The sequence below is a fragment of the Aureimonas sp. ME7 genome (assembly GCF_903970965.1).
Lineage (GTDB): Bacteria > Pseudomonadota > Alphaproteobacteria > Rhizobiales > Rhizobiaceae > Aureimonas.
This window is the reverse complement of sequence record NZ_CAJCKW010000001.1, coordinates 467979-487379: the sequence shown is the minus strand read 5'-3', so window position 1 is coordinate 487379 and position 19401 is coordinate 467979. Positions and strand designations below refer to the sequence as shown.

The 19401-nt window shown below is 69.5% G+C and carries 18 protein-coding genes; 5 read left to right on the top strand and 13 right to left on the bottom strand.

Features of this window, described 5'->3' with window-relative positions:
• Positions 1-159 precede the first annotated feature (159 nt).
• The 8 genes from H7A85_RS02230 to H7A85_RS02195 all read right to left on the bottom strand — a co-directional run bounded on the left by H7A85_RS02230 (position 160) and on the right by H7A85_RS02195 (position 7098).
• Positions 160-1212 (bottom strand): hemolysin family protein, encoded by a 1053-nt coding sequence (locus H7A85_RS02230; protein WP_244630883.1) that lies wholly within the window; start codon positions 1210-1212, stop codon positions 160-162.
• Between the two features lie 28 nt (positions 1213-1240).
• Positions 1241-1774, bottom strand: coding sequence for an rRNA maturation RNase YbeY (ybeY, locus tag H7A85_RS02225; RefSeq protein WP_182084244.1), 534 nt, complete (start codon positions 1772-1774; stop codon positions 1241-1243).
• A complete protein-coding gene (locus H7A85_RS02220; protein WP_244630882.1) occupies positions 1771-2811 on the bottom strand; it encodes a PhoH family protein in 1041 nt (346 codons plus the stop codon). The genes ybeY and H7A85_RS02220 overlap by 4 nt, the downstream gene beginning before the upstream one ends.
• Entirely contained in the window at positions 2808-4229 is a 1422-nt protein-coding gene (gene miaB / locus H7A85_RS02215; protein ID WP_244630881.1) for a tRNA (N6-isopentenyl adenosine(37)-C2)-methylthiotransferase MiaB, read from the bottom strand. Before miaB ends, H7A85_RS02220 begins: the two co-directional genes overlap by 4 nt.
• A gap of 38 nt (positions 4230-4267) precedes the next feature.
• Positions 4268-5170: a lysophospholipid acyltransferase family protein gene (locus H7A85_RS02210; protein WP_182084484.1), complete on the bottom strand. Its 903-nt coding sequence runs from the start codon at positions 5168-5170 to the stop codon at positions 4268-4270.
• Positions 5171-5219: 49 nt separating this feature from the next.
• Positions 5220-5744 (bottom strand): GNAT family N-acetyltransferase, encoded by a 525-nt coding sequence (locus H7A85_RS02205; protein ID WP_182084241.1) that lies wholly within the window; start codon positions 5742-5744, stop codon positions 5220-5222.
• 75 nt (positions 5745-5819) lie between these two features.
• On the bottom strand, positions 5820-6500 hold the full coding sequence (tsaB, locus tag H7A85_RS02200) for a tRNA (adenosine(37)-N6)-threonylcarbamoyltransferase complex dimerization subunit type 1 TsaB (RefSeq protein ID WP_182084240.1): 681 nt from the start codon (positions 6498-6500) through the stop codon (positions 5820-5822).
• 16 nt (positions 6501-6516) lie between these two features.
• Positions 6517-7098 carry a NifU family protein gene (locus H7A85_RS02195; RefSeq protein ID WP_182084239.1) on the bottom strand — a complete coding sequence of 194 codons (582 nt, stop codon included), beginning with the start codon at positions 7096-7098 and terminating at the stop codon, positions 6517-6519.
• A gap of 164 nt (positions 7099-7262) precedes the next feature.
• On the opposite strand from H7A85_RS02195, the gene H7A85_RS02190 reads away from it, so the two are divergent.
• Positions 7263-8420: an HPP family protein gene (locus H7A85_RS02190; protein ID WP_182084238.1), complete on the top strand. Its 1158-nt coding sequence runs from the start codon at positions 7263-7265 to the stop codon at positions 8418-8420.
• 56 nt (positions 8421-8476) lie between these two features.
• Here the strand turns inward: H7A85_RS02190 and H7A85_RS02185 are convergent, their stop codons facing one another.
• Positions 8477-9367, bottom strand: coding sequence for a hypothetical protein (locus tag H7A85_RS02185; protein ID WP_182084237.1), 891 nt, complete (start codon positions 9365-9367; stop codon positions 8477-8479).
• Positions 9368-9509: 142 nt separating this feature from the next.
• On the opposite strand from H7A85_RS02185, the gene H7A85_RS02180 reads away from it, so the two are divergent.
• From H7A85_RS02180 to bluB, 3 genes are all read left to right on the top strand, one after another.
• The gene (locus tag H7A85_RS02180; RefSeq protein ID WP_182084236.1) at positions 9510-10181 is read left to right on the top strand and encodes a response regulator transcription factor; all 672 of its coding nucleotides are present in this window, start codon (positions 9510-9512) and stop codon (positions 10179-10181) included.
• Positions 10178-11602, top strand: a complete 1425-nt coding sequence (locus H7A85_RS02175; RefSeq protein ID WP_182084235.1) for a HAMP domain-containing sensor histidine kinase — start codon at positions 10178-10180, stop codon at positions 11600-11602. The genes H7A85_RS02180 and H7A85_RS02175 overlap by 4 nt, the downstream gene beginning before the upstream one ends.
• A 146-nt stretch (positions 11603-11748) precedes the next feature.
• On the top strand, positions 11749-12375 hold the full coding sequence (bluB, locus tag H7A85_RS02170) for a 5,6-dimethylbenzimidazole synthase (protein WP_182084234.1): 627 nt from the start codon (positions 11749-11751) through the stop codon (positions 12373-12375).
• 7 nt (positions 12376-12382) lie between these two features.
• Here the strand turns inward: bluB and H7A85_RS02165 are convergent, their stop codons facing one another.
• On the bottom strand, positions 12383-12874 hold the full coding sequence (locus H7A85_RS02165) for a universal stress protein (protein ID WP_182084233.1): 492 nt from the start codon (positions 12872-12874) through the stop codon (positions 12383-12385).
• 224 nt (positions 12875-13098) lie between these two features.
• Positions 13099-14166: a tryptophan--tRNA ligase gene (gene trpS, locus H7A85_RS02160; protein ID WP_182084232.1), complete on the bottom strand. Its 1068-nt coding sequence runs from the start codon at positions 14164-14166 to the stop codon at positions 13099-13101.
• A 184-nt stretch (positions 14167-14350) separates the two neighbouring features.
• On the opposite strand from trpS, the gene H7A85_RS02155 reads away from it, so the two are divergent.
• Complete coding sequence (locus H7A85_RS02155) at positions 14351-14893, top strand: DUF3597 domain-containing protein (protein ID WP_182084231.1); 543 nt, start codon at positions 14351-14353, stop codon at positions 14891-14893.
• A gap of 18 nt (positions 14894-14911) precedes the next feature.
• Here H7A85_RS02155 and murJ read toward each other — a convergent pair whose 3' ends face one another.
• Together murJ and H7A85_RS02145 are read right to left on the bottom strand one after the other, a co-directional pair.
• Positions 14912-16522 (bottom strand): murein biosynthesis integral membrane protein MurJ, encoded by a 1611-nt coding sequence (gene murJ, locus H7A85_RS02150; protein ID WP_182084230.1) that lies wholly within the window; start codon positions 16520-16522, stop codon positions 14912-14914.
• Positions 16519-19386, bottom strand: coding sequence for a [protein-PII] uridylyltransferase (locus H7A85_RS02145; RefSeq protein ID WP_182084229.1), 2868 nt, complete (start codon positions 19384-19386; stop codon positions 16519-16521). The genes murJ and H7A85_RS02145 overlap by 4 nt, the downstream gene beginning before the upstream one ends.
• Positions 19387-19401 lie beyond the last annotated feature (15 nt).

The window sequence follows — 19401 nt, the reverse complement described above, 5'->3', positions numbered from 1 at the left end:
GTCCGGCCAGCCGTTCCAATCGATCCTCAGCTCCGTCCAGCGCCCATCCGTTTGCAAGAGGGGCGATCGTGCAGCGTCACGCCGGACGGAAGGCCGTCTCGTCCCCTCGATCGTCCGCTCTAGCCCGCGCGACTTTCCCCAAGCCTGCGGGATGGGCGTTCAGTCGCCAAGGACGACGTCGGTTCCTTCGGGAAAGCGCACGATGCGCAGGCGCTTGACGCGGCGCGGATCGGCTTCCAGCACTTCGATCTCGAAGCCCGGCACCGCTTCCACCACCTCGCCGGTTTCCGGCATGCGGCCGAGCGCGTTGACGACGAGCCCGCCGATCGTGTCGGCCTCCTCCTTGTGCTCGGCGACGTCGAAATCCGGGCCGATCACCTTGCAGACCTCCTCCAGATCGGCGCGCGCATCGGCATAGAAGACGCCCTCGCCCGCATCCGTCACGAGAATCTCCTCGTCGTCGTGCTCGTCCTCGATATCGCCGACGACCATTTCCAGGATGTCTTCGAGCGACACGAGCCCGTCGGTGCCGCCGTATTCGTCGATGACGAGGGCCATCTGGATATGGCTCGCCTGCATGCGCGTCATCAGCTCGGCGGCGTGCATGGAAGGGGGCACGAAGAGGGTTTGCCGGACGAGGCCGAGATCGGCGATCGTTTGCGCGAGGTCGACGCGCGACAGGTCTAGACCGGAGCGGATCGGCGCGTCGCTCGCCTCGCCCGCATGGCCGAAGCGGAGCGCGGCGCGCGTGATATGGCCGACCATGTCGCGGATGTGAACCATGCCGACGGGATCGTCGAGCCCGTCGCCGTAGACCGGCATGCGCGAGCGCCCGGTTTCCTCGAAGCGGGCCATGAGTTCGGACAGCGTCGCACCCGACGAGATCCCCTCGATCTCGGTTCGCGGCACCATCACGTCTTCCACCCGCTTGTCGTGCAGTTGGAGGATGTTGGTGAGCATCAGGCGTTCGTTGGTGGTGAAGCCGGTGGCTTCCCCCTCACCCCGCATCAGCGCCTCGGTCACTTCCTCGCGCAGCGAGGAGGGAACGCGCGGGCGCAGAAAGGCGACGAGCTGCTCGAAGAAGCCCGGCTCGCTGCCGGCCGCATCGCGAGCCAGCTCGCGCGCCGGCTCCGGCCTTCGACTTCGCGCCTCGGACGGGTCCGACGAGTGGGGCTCCAGCCCCGCCCCGTCGTCGGATGGCGGCATGCTCATGTGGTTCACCTATGGTTCCTTTTGATCGTCACGCGGCGGGCTCCGGCCCGTCCGCATAGGGGTCGGCGATGCCGAGACCGGCGAGGATCGCGGTTTCCAGAACTTCCATCGCCTCAGCCTCCTCCTCGTCCTCGTGGTCGTGGCCGAGAAGATGCAGGAGCCCGTGCACCAGAAGATGACGGAAATGGTCGTCCGGTGTCTTCCCTTCGGCGCTCGCCTCGCGCTCCAGCGTTTCGCGGGCAAGGATGAGGTCGCCGAGCATCGGGCCGGGCGTGTCGCCGGGCTCAAGCGCCACCATGGGAAAGGACAGGATGTTGGTCGGCTTGTCCTTGCCCCGCCATTCGGCGTTCAGGGCGCGCACGTCCTCGTCGCTCGACAAGGTGACGGACACTTCGGTGTCGATATCGGGCGGCAGCCCTCCCCCATCGGCCGCCGCGAACAGGGCTTGGCGCACCAGCGCCTCCGGGTCGGCGGCGAGAAGCGTCGTCCAGCTCTCGTCCTCGATCGACAGGAGAATGCGCGGCCCCGTGCGGGCCGCGGCGGGAGATCGTCCGTCGCTCAAAGCCGTGCCGCCGCCTTGGCGCGCTCGGCCCCGGCATCCGCCTCGTAGGCCTCGACGATGGCCTGGACGAGACGATGGCGCACGACGTCCTTGGCCTCGAAGCGCACGGACACGACGCCCGACACGCCGTCGAGAACGCGCAGCGCCTCCACCAAGCCGGACTTCACGCCCGGCGGCAGGTCGATCTGCGACGGGTCGCCCGTCACCACCATGCGGGCGTTTTCGCCGAGCCGCGTCAGAAACATCTTCATCTGCATCGTCGTGGTGTTCTGCGCCTCGTCGAGGATCACCGCGGCGTTGGCGAGCGTGCGCCCGCGCATGAAGGCGAGCGGGGCGATCTCGATCGCGCCGGCGGTCAGCGCGCGCTCGACCTTCTCGGCCGGCATCATGTCGTAGAGCGCGTCGTAGAGCGGGCGAAGATACGGGTCGACCTTGTCCTTCATGTCGCCGGGCAAGAAACCGAGCCGCTCGCCCGCCTCCACCGCCGGGCGCGACAGGATGATACGCTCGACCTGGCCACGCTCCAGGAGCTGGGCGGCGTAGGCGACGGCCAGATAGGTCTTGCCGGTGCCGGCCGGCCCGACGCCGAAGACGAGCTCGGCGCGCTCCATCGCGCGCATATAGGCGTCCTGCGTCGGCGTGCGCGCATAGATCGTCTTCTTGCGCGTGGCGATCTGGGCGAGCGCCAGGCGCCCCTTCTTTTCCAGCGTCGGCAGGACGAGCTGGTCGTCCTGCGCCACCGCCATGCGGATCGCGCCCTCGACGTCAGAGGTCTGAAGATCGTGGCCGGACTGGAGGCGCTCGTAGAGGATATCGAGCGCGCGCCGCGCCTGGTCGGTCGAAGTCGGGTCGCCCCGCAGCTCGACCTTGTTGCCGCGCGCCCTCGCGTCCACCGTCAGCTTCTGCTCGATCAGGGCCAGATGCTCGTCGAACTGCCCGAACAGGGCGCTCGCCAATCGGTTGTCGTCGAAGGTCAGCACGATATGAGCCATGTCCGAGGCTCCGGATGCCGGAAGCACGCCGCGCGCTGCCTTCATGCGATCTTCCTTGCGAAACGCTCGGCTATCGCCGGAGCGGAAAAGGCCGGCTCGGCGCCGGCGGCCATCAGGGAATTGGGGCGCGTGTCGGCGACACGCACCGAGACGATATCGCCGATCGCGCCGGCGGAGGCCGGCACGACGACGGGAAGCAGAAAGGGCGAGCGGCCGATCATCTGGCCGGGATGGCGCCCCGGCTTCTCGATCAGCACCTCGGTGTCGCGCCCGACGAACGAATCCTGGAACGCCACCTGCTGCTCGCGGATCAGCGCCTGCAGCCGTTCGAGGCGCTCGGTCTTCAGCGCTTCCTCGACGTGCCCGTCCATGGAAGCGCCCGGCGTGCCGGGACGAGGGGAATACTTGAACGTATAGGCGGCGGCGTAGCGCACGGTGCGCACGAGATCGAGCGTCGCCTCGAAGTCGGCATCGGTCTCGCCGGGAAAGCCGACGATGAAGTCGCCCGACAGGGCGATATCGGGCCGCGCCTCGCGGATGCGATCGAGAAGGGCGAGATAGTCCGCCGCCTTGTGACGGCGGTTCATCGCCTTCAAGATCCGATCGGAGCCGGACTGCACGGGCAAGTGCAGATAGGGCATCAGCGCGCGGAGCGTGCGATGGGCGTCGATGAGGTCGTCGTCCATGTCGCGCGGGTGCGAGGTCGTGTAGCGAAGGCGCGCCAGCCCCGGCACGGCGGCCAGCTCGCGCAGGAGCTGCCCCAGCCCGATCGCCCGACCCGAAGCGTCCGTGCCGCCCCAGGCGTTGACGTTCTGCCCGAGCAGCGTCACCTCGCGAACGCCGGCATCGGCCAAACGCCGCGCCTCGTCCATGATCGCGGCGAAGGGCCGCGAAACTTCCGCGCCGCGCGTATAGGGCACGACGCAGAAGGTGCAGAACTTGTCGCAGCCTTCCTGCACCGTCAGGAACGCGGTGACGCCACGCTTGGCGATCGCCGCGCGGCCGGATTTGGGCAGATGCTCGAACTTGTCCTCGACCGCGTAGTCGGTCTCGACGACCCGCTCGCCCTTCTCCACGCGCCGCAGCGCGTCCGGCAGGCGGTGATAGGTCTGCGGGCCGACCACGAGATCGACCACGGGCGCGCGCTCGATGATCTCTGCGCCCTCGGCTTGCGCGACGCAGCCGGTGATGCCGACGCGAAGCTCGCGGCCCTCGGCCGCCCGCTCGTTCTTCAGAAGGCGGATGCGCCCGAGCTCGGAATAGATCTTCTCGGCCGCCTTTTCGCGGATATGGCAGGTGTTGAGGAGCACGAGGTCGGCGTCCTCGATCGCGTCGGTCTGCGTATAGCCGTCGCGCTCCAGCGCGTCGCCCATGCGCTGCGAATCGTAGACATTCATCTGGCAGCCATAGGTCTTGATGAAGACCTTGCGCTCGCCCCTCATGCGGTCGTCCGTCGTATCCATGCGCCCTTTGCAAGACACCGGCGATCCCACCGATGCGCTCATCCGTTGCGGCCGTTCGCGCCGCTCCAAGATGCGACCCGTTCCTCCCCCTCTTTATCGGCTTCTCCCGGCAGCGAAGCAAGCGACGTTTTCGCGCGTCCCGCCGCGCCCCGATCCTCGCAGCTTCTGCCAAATCCGAGGCTGCGGCGCAGCATCGCGCGCACCCGGGTCTCGCAAAGGCGCGCCGTCGCCTTGCGATCGCTGGACGGCCGGAAAACCACGGGCTCGCCGAACGAGATCTCGACGTCCACCGCCCCTTCGCGCAGGAACCGCACGAGATGGGGCATCAGAGCGACGTCGCCCGGCCAGGCGGCGAGCGGCCTGGCGAAGCGGCCCATCGCCATGCCGTGCGCGCCGCAATAGGCGATCGACACGGGCTGGACGAGGACGGCATCGGTGCTCCCGTCCCGCAAGGCGGCCTGCGCCGCGCCGAACAGGGCGGTCTTGAAGGGAAGCACCTCGTTGCCGTCCGAGGTCGTCCCTTCGGCAAACAGCACCATCGCATCGCCCGCCCGGAGGCGCGCGGCGATCGAATCCGTCTGCTGGCCCGTACGCCCGCGCGCGTTGCGCTCGACGAAAACGGTGCGCTGGAGACGGGCCAGCCAGCCGAACACCGGCCAGCCGCGAACGTCGGATTTCGCGATGAACGACAGGGGCATGACCGAGCCGAGCGCCATGATATCCGCCCAGGACTGGTGGTTGGCGGCGAGAAGCAGCGGCCGCTCCGTCGCCGGCCGCCCGACGACACGAACGCGCACGCCAGCAACCCGCGCGGCGACGCGCTGCCAGATCCAGGGCAGGTGCCGCGCCAGGGGCCAGCGGAAGCGGATGGCCAGAAGCTGCAGCGGCGAGAGCGCGAGCGTCATGACGACGAGAACCGTCGCCACGATCCAGACGCGCATCGCGGCGACCGGATCGCGACCCTCTCGCTCGGCGTTCGCGCCGGCGGCGTCAGGAGGGGCCAAGCGTGCGCTTCAGGATCAAGGCGTTCTGCTTGGTGCCGTCGGGTGCGGTGTAGTAGGCCGGCCGGCGCCCGACCTCCTCGAAGCGGAGGTGCCGGTAGAGTTTCAGCGCCGGGGCGTTGGTTTCCTCGACCTCGAGGAACAGGGACTCGGCTCGCTCCGCGTGGAGATGCTGGAGGGTGTTGTCCATCAAGAGGCGGCCGAAGCCCTTGCCGCGCGCCGCCTTGTCCACCACGATGGTGAGGATCTCGGCCTCACCGGCGGCGAGACGCGCCAGGACGACGCCGAGCGGGCGCACCGCCCCCGAACGGCGTACGACGTATCCGAAGGTTCCCCGCTGGGACAGGAGCGCGGCGAACTCGTCGCCCGACCAGGGCTGCGAGAAGGCCTGGCTGTGGAGGGCTGCGGCCCATTCCACGTCGTCGGCCGCAAGCGGTTCGGCGACGGTATCGGCCGGTCGGAGCCACTCCTCCCAGAAGGACAGCGTCCAAGCCCATGGCAGATACCAGTACATGCCTCTTCTCCCCGGATCGCCGGCGGGCTCCCGATGCCGCCGGCCACCTCACTATTCCAGCCGATCGTTAAAGCCTCATGTCGGCGCGAACGCCCGAAGCCCCAAGGGTTTTTGCGCCTTCGCGTCCGCCCCTCTCAAATAGAGCGGCAATGGGGACTCTGCGAGCGGGCGCCGGGCGCCGATGCGCGCGATCGCCTCGATCGGCGCACAGGGCTCGGCGGAAAGGATATGCTCCGGCCCGACATCCAGAAGCTCGGCGGCCAGCGCCGCGCCCGAGCCGACGAGCCGGTCGGTGCCCGGCGCCATAGCGGCGAACGCTTCGTGCGTCAGAGCGCGCGGCGCCATCCGTTCCTCGCCGCCCGGGCCATAAAGCGCGGCATAGACCTCGCCGCGCTTGGCGTCGTGAACGGCCCAAACCGCCCCCTCCCCCCAGAACGGCTCCGCCTGCGCTTCCAGCGTGGACACGCCGACGCTCGGGATGCCGAGCGACAGCTCGAACCCGCGCGCGGCCGCGACAGCGACGCGGATGCCGGTGAACGATCCCGGCCCGATCCCCACGGCCAGCTTGGCGATCTCGCCCCAGCCGGCGCCGGCCTCGCCCATCGCCTGCTCGATCGTATCCATCAGCACTTCGGCATGGCCGCGCCCGATCGCGGGATCGAGCCTCACCAGAATCGCGTCGGAGCCCATGTCGAACACGGCGACCGAGCAGCGCTCGCCGGCCGTGTCGATCGCCAGGAGAAGGTTGCGCGTCACGGGGAGACCTGGATCGTCAGGCGGCTTCCATCGCCTCCACAGCCTCGACCTCGGGCACGAAGTGGCGAAGCAGGTTCTCGATGCCGTGCTTCAGGGTCGCGGTAGAGGACGGGCAGCCGGCGCACGAGCCGCGCATGTTCAGGAACACCACCCCGTCGCGAAAGCCGCGGAAGGTGATGTCACCGCCGTCCTGCGCGACGGCCGGGCGCACCCGCGTGTCCAGAAGCTCCTTGATCGTCGACACGACGCCTTCGTCGGCGGAGTCGAAGAACTCCTCGCCCGAATCGTCGCTGCCGTTCGCCTGCGCGGCTCCCGCCGCCATCACCGGCTCGCCGGACAGGAAATGCTCCATCAGGCCGGCGAGGATCGCCGGCTTCAGGTGCTGCCAGCCGGTCTCGTCCTTGGTGACGGTGACGAAATCGTAGCCGAAGAAGACGCTGCGTACGCCCTCGATGCCCATCAGGCGCGCGGCGAGCTTGGAGCGCGCGGCCGCGTCCGCCGGGTCGAGGAACTCGGCCGTGCCGTTTTCCAGGACCACCCGGCCGGGCAGGAACTTCAGCGTCTGGGGGTTCGGGGTGGATTCGGTCTGGATGAACATGGCGGCGCGTCCCTTCGGGCGGCAAAAGCTCTTGGTGTCTCAGATAGTCGCCCCGCGTCCCGCCCGCAAGCAAGGGCCCGGGGGTGACGGCCCGTTCGCCTTGCGCCCGCGCGCCTCCGCCGGCCATGGTGCGAGCCCGTCATCCCTCGCGAATCGACCGGCGCATGTATGCTTTCCTTCGTCGCCTGACCCCCGACCTCCCGTCCGTCAGCTGGCGGGAGCACGCGCGCGTCACGCTGGGCGCGTTGATCGGCCTCCTTGTTACGGGCCTCGTCTGCCGGCTGGCGGTCGGCACCGGTTCGGCGTGGCCGATCCTCGTGGCTCCGATGGGCGCCTCGGCCGTGCTTCTCTTCGCGGTTCCCGCCAGCCCCCTCGCCCAGCCCTGGTCGATCCTCGGCGGCAATCTCGTGTCGGCCCTCTTCGGCGTCACGGCGGCGCGGCTCGTGCCCGATCCCGTCCTCGCCGCGCCCTTGGCCGGCAGCTTGGCGATCCTCGCCATGCTTCTCCTGCGCTGCCTCCATCCGCCGAGCGGGGCGGTGGCGCTGACGGCGGTTCTCGGGGGTCCGGCGGTCGCCGCGCTCGGCTACGGCTTCGCGTTGTGGCCGATCCTCGCCAATTCCATACTGCTGCTGGCGACGGCCTTCCTGTTCAACAACCTGACCGGGCGCGCCTATCCGCACCGTCCGCTGCGCCCGGCGCCATCCCATGGGACGAAGGATCCGCCCGCGCCCGAACGCATCGGCGTATCGCGCGAGGACATCGACGCGGCGCTGGCGGAGGCCGACCAGATCCTCGACATCGATCCGGCCGATCTCGAAGCGCTCCTCCACGGTGCCGAGCTCCATTCGCTGGCGCGCCGCGCGCGGCAGACGCTGGCGGGCGAGATCATGTCGCGCGACGTCGTCTGCATCGCGCCCGACGCTTCCTTGCGCGAAGCGCTGGACCGGCTTCGCCGCCACCACATCAAAGCCCTGCCCGTCACGGATGCCGCATCGCGGATCGTCGGAATCCTCACGCAGACCGATCTTCTCGACAAGGTTGCGTGGGACGAGGGCGGCCCCCGGACCGGCGCGCTCCACCGCGTCCGCTCGCGCTGGGGCGGCGGCCAGGCGGCACCGACGCGCGTCCGAGACATCATGACGACGCCCGTGCGCACGATCGGCCCCGCCGAGCCCATCGCCGCCGTCGTGCCGATCCTCTCCGGCCTCGGCATCCACCATCTTCCGGTGGCGGACGAGGACGGCCGCCTCATCGGCATCGTCTCGCAGAGCGATCTCGTGGTGGCGCTTCTTGCGGACGCCGCGCGCCGGCAACCCGCCTGAACGGAGAAGGGCGGCCCGTCGCCGGGCCGCCCTCGATCGTCCGCGCTGAGGGACGGTCAGCCCTCGAAGCGCTCCTTGCGCAGCGAGCCGTCGGCGTTCAGCTCGATCCGCAGGTCGCGGCCCGAAGCGTCCTTGGCATCGGCCTCGACATGGTCCCGGCGGGTCTCGAAGTCTCCGTCATAGGTGTAGCCGAGCTTCTCGATCGCTGCGCGCGCCGCGTCCTCCGACAGTGGAGCCACGAAAGGCTCGCGCTCGGCGATCCGATTGTCGTCGTCGACCTTGAGCGCCCAGACCTTGCCGCCTGCGTCCTTGGCGGTGAACTCGGCGTGGTGGCGCTTGGTGTCGGTCAGCATCACGTCCGTATAGCCGGCGTCGCTCACCGCCTTGGTCGCGGCGTCCTTGTCGATGCCGCCGCCGCCGAACCAGCCGAAGCCGGCGCGCTCGTCTTCCGGCGGCGGGGGCGGCGGGCCGTCGTGGTCGCGGCCGTGCGGGCCGCCGCGAGGACCAGGACCCGGTCCGTCGTCGCCCGGGCCCCGCCCGGGACCGCGCGGGCCGTCGCGCTCAGGGTGCGGGCGCTCCAGCACGACGCGCTCGGCGCCGCCGACGCTGATGGAGCGCGCGTCCACCTGGCCGCGCTCGAAGCGGCCGTCCACCAAGACGGTGTCGCCCGCCTTGACGAGATCGCCCCGCCCGCCGCGCGGGCCGGTCTCCACCAGGGTGCGGCCCGTGGCGTCCTCCAGGACGAAGCGGCTGCCGAACACTTCGGCGACCCGGCCTTCGAGGCGCAGATCGTTCATGTCGCGCAGCTGCGACACGGTGGCGGGCGTCGGCTCGGGGACCTTGGGAGCCCCTTGCCCGAAGGCCAGCGTCGAGCCGGCGATCAGCGGCAGGGTGAGCGCGCCGATGGCGAGGCGCTGCCGGAGGGAAAGCGAAGAGGGGGTCTTCATGTCTCGCAAATCCTTGGTTTGTTGCGGATGACGACCCTTCTACGCCCCGCCGCGAAACCCCTCCTGAACCGGACGGTTCAGATTCCGTTCAGGCGGGAAGACTAGTTCCGGGCGCGGGTGCCCCTTTCAAGAAGGATCTTCCATGCGCGTGCTTCTGGTGGAAGACGACGAAGCGCTCGCGGGCGAGATCGCCGGCGCGCTCCGGGCCGAGAACTTCGCGGTGGACCGGGCGGCGAACGGGATCGACGGCCTCCATCTCGGCGACACCGAACTCTTCGACGCAGCGGTTCTCGACCTCGGCCTGCCGGGGCTCGGCGGCATCGAGGTCCTGCGCGGCTGGCGCGCGGCGGGGCGTGACCTTCCCGTCCTGATCCTGACGGCGCGCGACGGCTGGAGCGACAAGGTGCAGGGGTTCAAGGCGGGAGCGGACGACTATCTCGTCAAGCCGTTTCGCGTGGAGGAGCTGGTGATGCGCCTGCGCGCCCTCGTTCGCCGCTCGCGCGGCCATGCCGACGCGCGCCTCGTCTGCGGCCCCCTCGTCTTCGACGCGCAGGTCGGCACCTTCGAGCGCGATGGGCTTCCCCTGAAGCTCACCGCGCTGGAATGGCGCGTCCTGTCCTGCCTGATGCTGCGCAAGGAGATCGTGGTGGCGCGGGCCGACCTCATCGAGCGCGTCTACGAGGGCGATGCGGAGGTCGATTCCAACTCCGTCGAGGTCATCATCGCGCGCCTACGGCGCAAGATCGGCCATGCCATGATCGAGACGGTGCGCGGCCTCGGCTACCGCCTGACGGCCGGCGAAGGCCCCGCGTGAGTCCGCTGCGCGCCCTCGCCCCTCTGCGCTCCCTGTCCTTGCGCGCACGCCTGACCCTGTCGGCCGCGCTGTTCGTGATCGCGGCGGTTCTCGTCACCGGCTTCCTGATCGCGACCGTCCTGGAGCGCTTCGTGCGCGGCGAGGTCGCCACCCGTCTCGACCTGCAGATCACGACGCTGGAGGGCGCGCTCCTCGGCCCGCCCCCACCGCCCGGGCGGCGGGACAGAGGCCGGGGGCCGGATCGCCTGGAAGCCCTGGCCGAGGCGCAGACGCCGCCCTTCGACCGGGCGCGCGGCGGCTGGTACTGGCAGGTCAGCATCGAGGACCGGCCGATCGCCGCCTCGCGCACCCTGGCCGGGCGCACCCTCGCGATCGACGAGGACGACGACGACGACGCCCCCGGGCGCGGCGGCGGCCCCATGCGCCTCGGCCAGGCGCGCGGGCCGGACGGCGAGGCGCTGGTGTTTCGCTCGCGCGAGATCCGGCTGCCCGGCGGGCGCGAGGCCGAGATCGTCGCCACCGCCCCCGCCCATGCGATCGCCGATCCCTTGCGCGACGTCACGCTCCAGATCGCCGGCACGCTGGCACTGCTCGGCGCGCTTCTGGTCACGGCCATCTTCGCGCAGGTGCGCTTCGGCCTCGCCCCGCTCCGCCGCCTGACGCACGCGCTGGGGCTCGTGCGCTCGGGCGAGCGCGAGGCCGTGGAGGGAGACTACCCGGTCGAGCTCGCCCCCCTCCAGCGCGAGCTCAACGCCTTGATCGAGCAGGACGCCGCCAACCTGCGCCAGTCGCGCCTCCATGTCGCCAACCTCGCGCACGGGCTGAAGACGCCGCTGGCCTCGCTTTCGGTCGCCGCCGAGCGGCTGTCAGACGACGACGCGCGCGCGAACTTCCTGGACCTCACCGCTCTGATGGACCGGCGTGTGCGCCACCACCTGCGCCGCGCCCGCACCAGCGCACTCGGCGGCCCCGTGCGCCAGCGCACCGATCTCGCCGTCCACGCCGGGGATCTGGCGGCGACGCTCGCCAAGTTCGACCCGCGCGTCGCGATCGAGACACGGCTCCAGCCGGACCTCCACCTTGCCGTGGACGGCGAGGATCTCGACGAGATGCTCGGCAACCTCCTCGACAACGCCTGTCGCCATGCGAAGTCCACCGTCCTCATGGAGACGACGCGCTCGGGCGCGAATGCCACGATTCGCATCGCCGACGACGGGCGAGGGCTGACGGAGCCCGAGATCGCGGCCGTGCTCCAGCCGGGCCGTCGGCTGGATGAGACGACCCCCGGCCACGGCTTCGGCCTGCCGATCACCGCCGAGATCGCCGCGCTCTACGGCGGCGCCCTCACGCTCGGCCCCGCCCCAGAGGGCGGTCTCGAAGCCCGGCTTCTCCTGCCACTCGCCGCCGCCTCGCCGGCCTGAAACACGGCGCCGAAAGGTTCGCCGGGGGAGTGCCCACCGACGCCTCGCCCCGACAGGCAGAATGCGAACCGTTGCTTCCGCCTCGCGTCCCATTCAACGCACGCGCGCCGCTTCCCTTCCGGCCCGGAGAATGGGAAACGGTGCGCATGGATCGTTTCCCACCCCGTTTCGCCGCCGACCTCGAAACGCTCCTGCGTTGGCGGCGGGACGTGCGCCATTTCAGGACCGATCTCCTGCCCGAAGGCCTGCTGGACCGCCTGTTGGACCTGACCATGCTCGCCCCATCCGTCGGGCTCAGCCAGCCGGCGCGGTTCGTGCGGGTCGAAAGCGAAGCCTGCCGCGCCGCCGTTGTCGCCAATTTCGAGCGCTCGAACGACGAGGCGCTTCGCCGGACCGAGCCCGATCGCCAAGCCGCCTATGCGAGATTGAAACTGGCCGGCCTGCGCGAAGCCCCGGTGCACCTCGCCGTCTTCACTGAGGGCGACCCGGAGGCCGGCTCCGGCCTTGGCCGGCGCACCATGCCCCAGACCCTCGAATTCTCGGCCGTTCTCGCCATCCACACGCTGTGGCTCGCCGCCCGCGCGGAAGGTGTCGGTCTCGGCTGGGTGTCGATCCTCGACCCCGCCGACGTCGGCACCACCCTCGGCGTGCCGGCCGACTGGCGCTTCGTCGCCTATCTCTGCCTCGGCTGGCCCGCCGACCTCAGCGAAACGCCCGAACTGGAACGCGAAGGCTGGGAACGCCGCCGCCCCGCCGTCGTGCTGCGCCGCTAGGCGCCGGTCAACAAAGGCTCTCGATCTCGTCGTCCGTCAGCGTCGCCGGCACGATCGTGACGGGAATCGCAAAGGCCGAGCCAGAGCCCGCCACCGCCGACACCAGCGGCCCCGGCCCTTCCGCCGACGCACTCGCCGCCAGAACTAGGATCGCGATCTCCCGGTCCGCCTCGATCAGCGCCCGGATCTCCTCCACCGTCTCGCCCTCGCGAAGCAGCGTCTCCGGCTCAAGGCCGACAGCCTCGCGAATCTCGTCCGCCACCCGGCCAAGCCGCGTTTGCGCCTCCTCATGCGCCTCCGCCCGCATGATGTCGCCGACGCCGAGCCACTGTCCGAAGTCCGCCGCGTCGATCACATACAGAAACACTGCCGCCCCGCCGGACGCCTTGGCCCGGCGCGCCGCATAGGCCGCCGCCCGCCCACACTCGGGCGTCTCGTCGATGACAGCCAGAAATTTGCGGCGCCCGCCTTCGCCCCGCCCGAGTCGCTTCGATACCATGCCCGCGACCATGCCAGCGCCGCGCCGGGGCGGCAAGCGCGTGGGTGGGTGGTGGCATGGGGCTCTGCCCCAAACCCCGCCAGGGGAATGATTCCCCTGGATCCCCATCCTGGTGACAACAAAAAAGGGGGCCGCTGGCCCCCTTTTTTGTTGTCAAAAGAAAAGACGGGTTCGGGAATTCCTTCCCGAGCGGGGACCGGGGCGGCAGCCCCGCCATTCACCACCTACCCGTTCAACAGCCCGACGATGGACTTGACGTCGGCGAGCGTGCGGCTGGCGATGGCTCGGGCGCGGTCGGCGCCGTCGCGCAAGGTGCGGTCGATCTCGGCGGGGTCGTCGAGGATGCGGCGCATTTCGTCGGCGATGGGGCTCAGCTTCTCGACGGCGAGGTTGGCGAGCGCCGGCTTGAACTCGGAGAAGGGGCGCCCGCCGAATTCGGCGAGGATGTCGGTTTTGGGGCGGTCGGCGAGGGCGGCGTAGATGCCGACGAGGTTGTCGGCTTCGGGGCGGCCGGCGAGACCGGCGGCTTCGGAGGGAAGCGCGTCGGGATCGGTCTTGGCCTTGCGGATCTTGCGGGCGATCGTGTCGGCGTCGTCGGTGAGGTTGATGCGCGACAGGTCAGACGGGTCCGACTTCGACATCTTCTTGGAGCCGTCCTTGAGGCTCATGACGCGCGTCGCGGGGCCTTCGATCAGGGGGTCGGTAAGGGGGAAGAACCCTTGCACGGTCTCGTCGCCCATCGCGATCGGGTGGCCGAGGCCCTTGGCCTCGATGCGCTCGGAGAAGTCGTGGTTGAACTTGGCGGCGATGTCGCGGGTGAGTTCCAGATGCTGCTTCTGGTCCTCGCCGACGGGCACGAGCGTGGCGCGATAGGCGAGGATGTCGGCGGCCATGAGGCTGGGATAGGCGAGAAGGCCGAGCGAGGCGTTCTCGCGGTCCTTGCCGGCCTTGTCCTTGAACTGGGTCATCCGGTTCATCCAGCCGAGGCGCGCGATGCAGTTGAAGATCCAGGCGAGTTCGGCGTGTTCGGGAACGCGGCTCTGGTTGAAGAGGATGTGTTTCGACGCGTCGATGCCGCTGGCGATGAAGGCGGCGGTGACTTCGCGGATCTGGCGCTCGAGATCGGCCGGCTCCTGCCAGACGGTGATGGCATGGAGGTCCACCACGCAGAACAGGCAGGGGTAGTCGGCCTGGAGGGCGACCCAGCGGCGGATGGCGCCGAGGTAGTTGCCCAGGTGCAGGTTTCCGGTGGGCTGGACGCCGGAGAACACGAGCGGCTGAAACGCGGCCATGGAAGGACAGCTCCGAGGATCGGGCGGCCGATGCGGCCGGTTCCCGGCGCTTATGGCGAAGCCGGCCGGCCCTCGCAAGGCGGATGCGGATCGGGCGGGTCGGAGGAACCAAGCGTTCGCCCCGCGCGTCTTCGATGGGACAAGCCGTCGCAGGGCGGTTCAGACAAGACAGGAAACGCAGACGATGAGCTTCTTCGACCGGATCAAGTCCAAGATCTTCGGCACGGCGCATGCCGAGACGCCGCCCGTCGAGGCCGCACCCCAGGCTTCCACGGGACCGGCCTCGACGCCGGCCTCGACGAATTTCGGCGGTCCGGCCTCGCCCGCCGGCAACGCGCCGGCACCAAGCCCCCAGATCACGGCGCCCGCCACGCCCGATGCCTCGTCCGGCGCGGCGGTTCCGGGTTCCGCCGGCTCGTCCGCCCCGGTGGCGGCCGCCCCCGGCGGCTCGACGGCGGCGGCGCCCGGCTCGGTGGATGTCGCTAAGATCCTCGACGAGAAGGCGAAGGGCGCCGGGCAGACGCTCGACTGGCGCCGTTCGATCGTCGATCTCCTGAAGCTTCTCGACCTCGATTCCAGCCTGACGGCGCGCAAGGAGCTTGGTCAGGAACTCGGCTACACCGGCAATGCCGACGATTCGGCGGCGCTCAACACCTGGCTGCACCGGCAGGTGATGACCAAGCTCGCGGCCAACGGCGGCAACGTGCCGGCCGAGCTTCGCGACTGATGGTGACGTCGGGCGGCCCTATTCGGCCGCCCGCTTCCGCCTCAGGAGCTTGAGGACCAGCCCGCGATCGACCGCCCCGGTCAGGAAGGCGAGCGCGAAGTAGACCAGCATGGCGATGGTGACGAGAAGGAGAACGGCGGCCGACTGGTGGATGACGTTCGGGTCGGAGCCCATCCAGCGCTCCAGCGCCGCCAGCATGACGAAGAGCGCCCCCCCCATCAGCGCCGCCGACACGACGACGAGAAGCGCTCGCCGGACGAGTTCGCGGTCGATATGCCAGAGGCCCTGCCGGCGCAGGCCCTCGAACAGGAGCCAGGCGTTGATCCAGCCGGCGAGCGTCGTGGCAAGCGCGATGCCGCGCTCGGCGTAGAACCAGAACAGCGCGAAGGACAGCGCCGTGTTGGCGAGCGCCGAGATGCCGGTGACGATCATCGGCGTTCGCGTGTTCTCGCGCGCGAAATAGCCGGGCGAGAACACCTTGATCAGGACGAAGGCCGGCAGGCCGAGGGCGTAGAGGCCGAGAACGGCGGCGACCTTCTCGGTCGTTTCCGGCCCGAAGGCGCCCCGCTCATAGATCAGGCGAATGATCGGCTCGGGCATCACGAACAGCGCGACGGCGGCCGGCACGGTCAGGAACAGCGCGAATTCGAGCGAGCGGTTCTGCGTGTGCTGGGCTTCCTCCATGCGCCCCGCCTTCAGCGCCCGGGCAAGCTCGGGCAGGAGCACGACGCCGATCGCGACGCCCACCATGCCGAGCGGCAGCTGGTAGGGCCGGTCGGCATAGGTCAGGATCGACACGGCACCGGGCTTGTAGGAGGCGATCGCCTGGCCGACGAAAAGGTTGATCTGCGTGATGCCGCCGATCAGCGCGGCGGGGCCGGCCAGAACCAGCAGGCGCTTCAAGGCCGGGGTCCAGCGTGGCCGGCCGAGCGCCACGGAAAAGCCGGCGAGGCGCATGGCAAACGTCACGGTGAGAAGCTGGCCGATGCCGGCGAAGAGGACCCCCCAGCTCATCAGGAAGCCGATCGTGCGCTGGTCCGCCCCGGTCCACCAGCACCAGGCGAGCACCCCGATCAGCGCGAAGTTGAGGATGGTCGGGGCAAGGGCTGCCGCGAAGAAGCGGCGGAAGGCGTTGAGGATGCCCGACACCATCGCCATCAGCGACATGCAGGCGAGATAGGGGAACATGATGCGCGAGAAGGCGACGGTGATGCCGAAGCGATCCTCGCAGGAGAGTTGCTGCTTCAGAGTCAGCGGGTCGTCGATACAGGCGGCCAGACCCGGCGCGATGATCGTCTTCACCAGGAAGGGCATGAAGATCATCGCGACGACGGTGAGCGCCGTCAGCACCACGAAGAGCGTCGCGAAGATTTCGGAGGCGAAGCGGCGGGCGCCGGCCTCCCCCTCCTCCTCCAGCGAGCGGGCGAAGAGGGGGATAAAGGCAGCGTTGAAGGCGCCTTCCGCGAACAGGCGGCGGAACAGGTTGGGAAAGCGGAAGGCGAGGTTGAAGGCGTCCGCAACCGGCCCGATGCCGAGCGCGGAGGCCATCATCATTTCGCGCGTGAAGCCGAAGACGCGGGACACGAGCGTCGCGCCCCCGACGGTGGCGAACTTACCGAGAAGGCTCAATGGACGATTCCGAAGGCGACGGGAGAGGGTTTGACCGTGGGCGATGACAATTCGCCGTCCGGGTCCTGGAAGACCGACAGAAGGCGGCGGCGGATGCGGTCGATCCGCCCCTCGCCGTTGACCTTCATGCCGAGGAGATCGGTGACGTAGAACACGTCCACCACCTTCTCGCCATAGGTCGAGATATGCGCCGAGCGAATGTCGAGCGACAAGTCGGAGATCGCGCCGGTGAGGTCGGCCAGAAGCCCCGGCCGGTCCAGTCCCTCGACCTCCAGGACGGTGAGGTGGTTGGACAATTCGTTGTGGACGTCGATCCGGGGATGGAACTCGAAGGAGGACACGGTGCGCGGAGGCCGCCTTCGCGCGATGAGGGCGGGGATCGCCTCGCGCCCGTCGAGAAGCCCCTCGATGGTGCGCGCGATGCGGGTGGCGCGGCGCAACTCGTCGGCATCTTCCGCGAACTCGCGGTTGAGGGTGACGATGTCGAGCGCGCGCCCGTCCGTCATGGTGAAGATCTGCGCGTCCGCGATGTTGGCGCCGGCCGAGGCGCAACCGCCGGCGATCAGGGACAGGAGGCGCGGATGGTCGGGGGCCAGCACCGTGATCTCGGTGACGCTGCGAAAGCTGTCGGTCCGCGCCACCGTGGCAAAACTCTTCTTCTTTTCGTCCGCCGCGCGCACGAACTCGGCGTGGCGGACCTGCTCCTCCACCGGCACCGTCAGGAAGTAGTTCTGGTAGTGATGGTCCACCGCCCCGTCGGCGTCCACTGCGGGCCAAGCGTCGAGGCGGGCGCGAAGCTCGGCGCGCGCCGATTCCGTGCGCTCGCGGCGCGAGGATTCGGAATAGCCGCCCGTCAACACCGGCTCGGTCTCGGCATAGAGGGTGCGGATCAACTGGCCCTTCCAGCCGTTCCAGACGCCCGGCCCGACGGCGCGGATGTCGCAGACGGTGAGAAGCGTCAGGAGCTTCAAGCGGTCCAGCGTCTGAACGCGGGCCGCGAAGTCGCGGATCGTCTTGCGGTCGGTGAGATCGCGCTGCTGCGCCGTCATCGACATCACGAGATGGTCGTGGACCAGCCAGGCGACAAGCTCCGTTTCACCGGCATCGAGCCCGAAGCGCGGGCAAAGCTCTTCCGCGATCAGAGCGCCGGCGATCGAGTGATCCTCCGGCCGGCCCTTGGCGATGTCGTGGAGAAGGAGCGCGACGTAGAGCGGCACGCGGTCGCGGATCGTCGAGACGAAGCCGCTGGCGACCGGCACCTCGGCGCCGAGTTCGCCGTGCTCGAGCTTGGTGAGTTCGGCGATCGAACGGATCAGGTGCTCGTCCACCGTGTAGTGATGATACATGTTGAACTGCATCATCGAGACGATCTTGCCGAACTCGGGGATGAAGCGTCCGAGAACGCCGGCCTCGTTCATCCGCCTGAGGTGAAAGGCCGGGTTCTCGCGATCGGTGAGGACATCGAGGAAGAGGGAGTTGGCCTCCGCGTTGCGCCGGAGGTCGGCGTCGATGAGGCGCAAGGAGCGGCGGATCAGCTTCAGGGCGTCCGGGTGGTATTCCAGCCGGTGCACGGCGGCGAGCTTGAAGATGCGCAGGAGATTGACCGGGTCGGTCGCGAAGACCTGCCGGTCGGCCACGGTGATGCGCCCGTTGTCGACGAGAAAGGCGAGCGTTCCGGGAATGGAGCGCGAGCGGCGGCGCAGCGAGCGCACGAAGCCGACGAGGCCCGGCGCGTCCTTGGCCTTTTCCTCTTCCAGCGCCGCGCAGAAGATGCCGGTGAGATCGCCGACGTCCTTGGCGATCAGGAAGTAGTGCTTCATGAAGCGCTCGACCTCGGTGAGGCCGGGATGCGAGCTGTAGCCGAGGCGGGCGGCGATCTCGGGCTGGATGTCGAAGGAAAGGCGCTCTTCCGGCTTGCCGGTCAGGAAGTGCATGTGGCAGCGCACGGCCCAGAGGAAGTCCTCGGCCTTGCGGAAGAGCTGGCCCTCGCGCCGCGAGAAGACGCCCATGGCCACCAGCGCCTCGCGCGTGTCGACGCGGTAATGGTCCTTGGCGATCCAGAACAGGGTGTGGAGGTCGCGCAGGCCCCCCTTGCCTTCCTTGACGTTGGGCTCGACGAGATAGCGGGTGTCGCCGCCCTTTGCGTGGCGGGCGTCGCGCTCGGCGAGCTTCGCGGCGATGAAGGCGCGCCCCGTTCCTTCCACCACTTCCGCGTCGAACCGGGTGCCGAGTTCGGCGAAGAGCGCCTCGTCGCCGCAGATCAGGCGGCGTTCCAGGATCGCGGTGCGGATGGTGAAGTCGGTTTCCGACAGGCGTACGCTTTCCTCGACCGAGCGCGTCGCGTGGCCGACCTTCAGCCCGAGGTCCCACAGGAGGTAGAGGAGGTATTCGGCGACCTGCTCGCCGAGCGCTGTCTGCTTGTAGGGCAGGAGAAACAGGAGATCGATGTCGGAGCCGGGCGCCAGCGTGCCGCGCCCGTAGCCGCCGACGGCCAGGATCGCCATGCGCTCGCCGGCCGACAGGTTGGTGGCGGCAAAGACGTGGTGAAGCGCGAAGTCGTGGATGGCGCGGATGAGTTCGTCCTGCAGCGCCGAGATGCGCGCCGCGCACAGGAGCCCGCCGCCGTCCTCGAACAGCATCCGCTCGGCCGCGCGGCGCCCCGCCACGTTGGCCGCCTTGAGGACCGCAAGCACCGAAGCGCGAACCTCCGGCGCCGTGCAGGCGCCGGGCTTCGACGAGGGGACCAGCGCCCAGAGCGAGGCGCGAAGGGCTTGCGGCTCGACGATTTCGGCGAGGCGCAGATCCGCCTCATCCGGATGGTGCCGGGCCTCGATCCGCTGTCCGGTCTTCAGGGAAACGCTCATGGGCTGCCTCGTGCC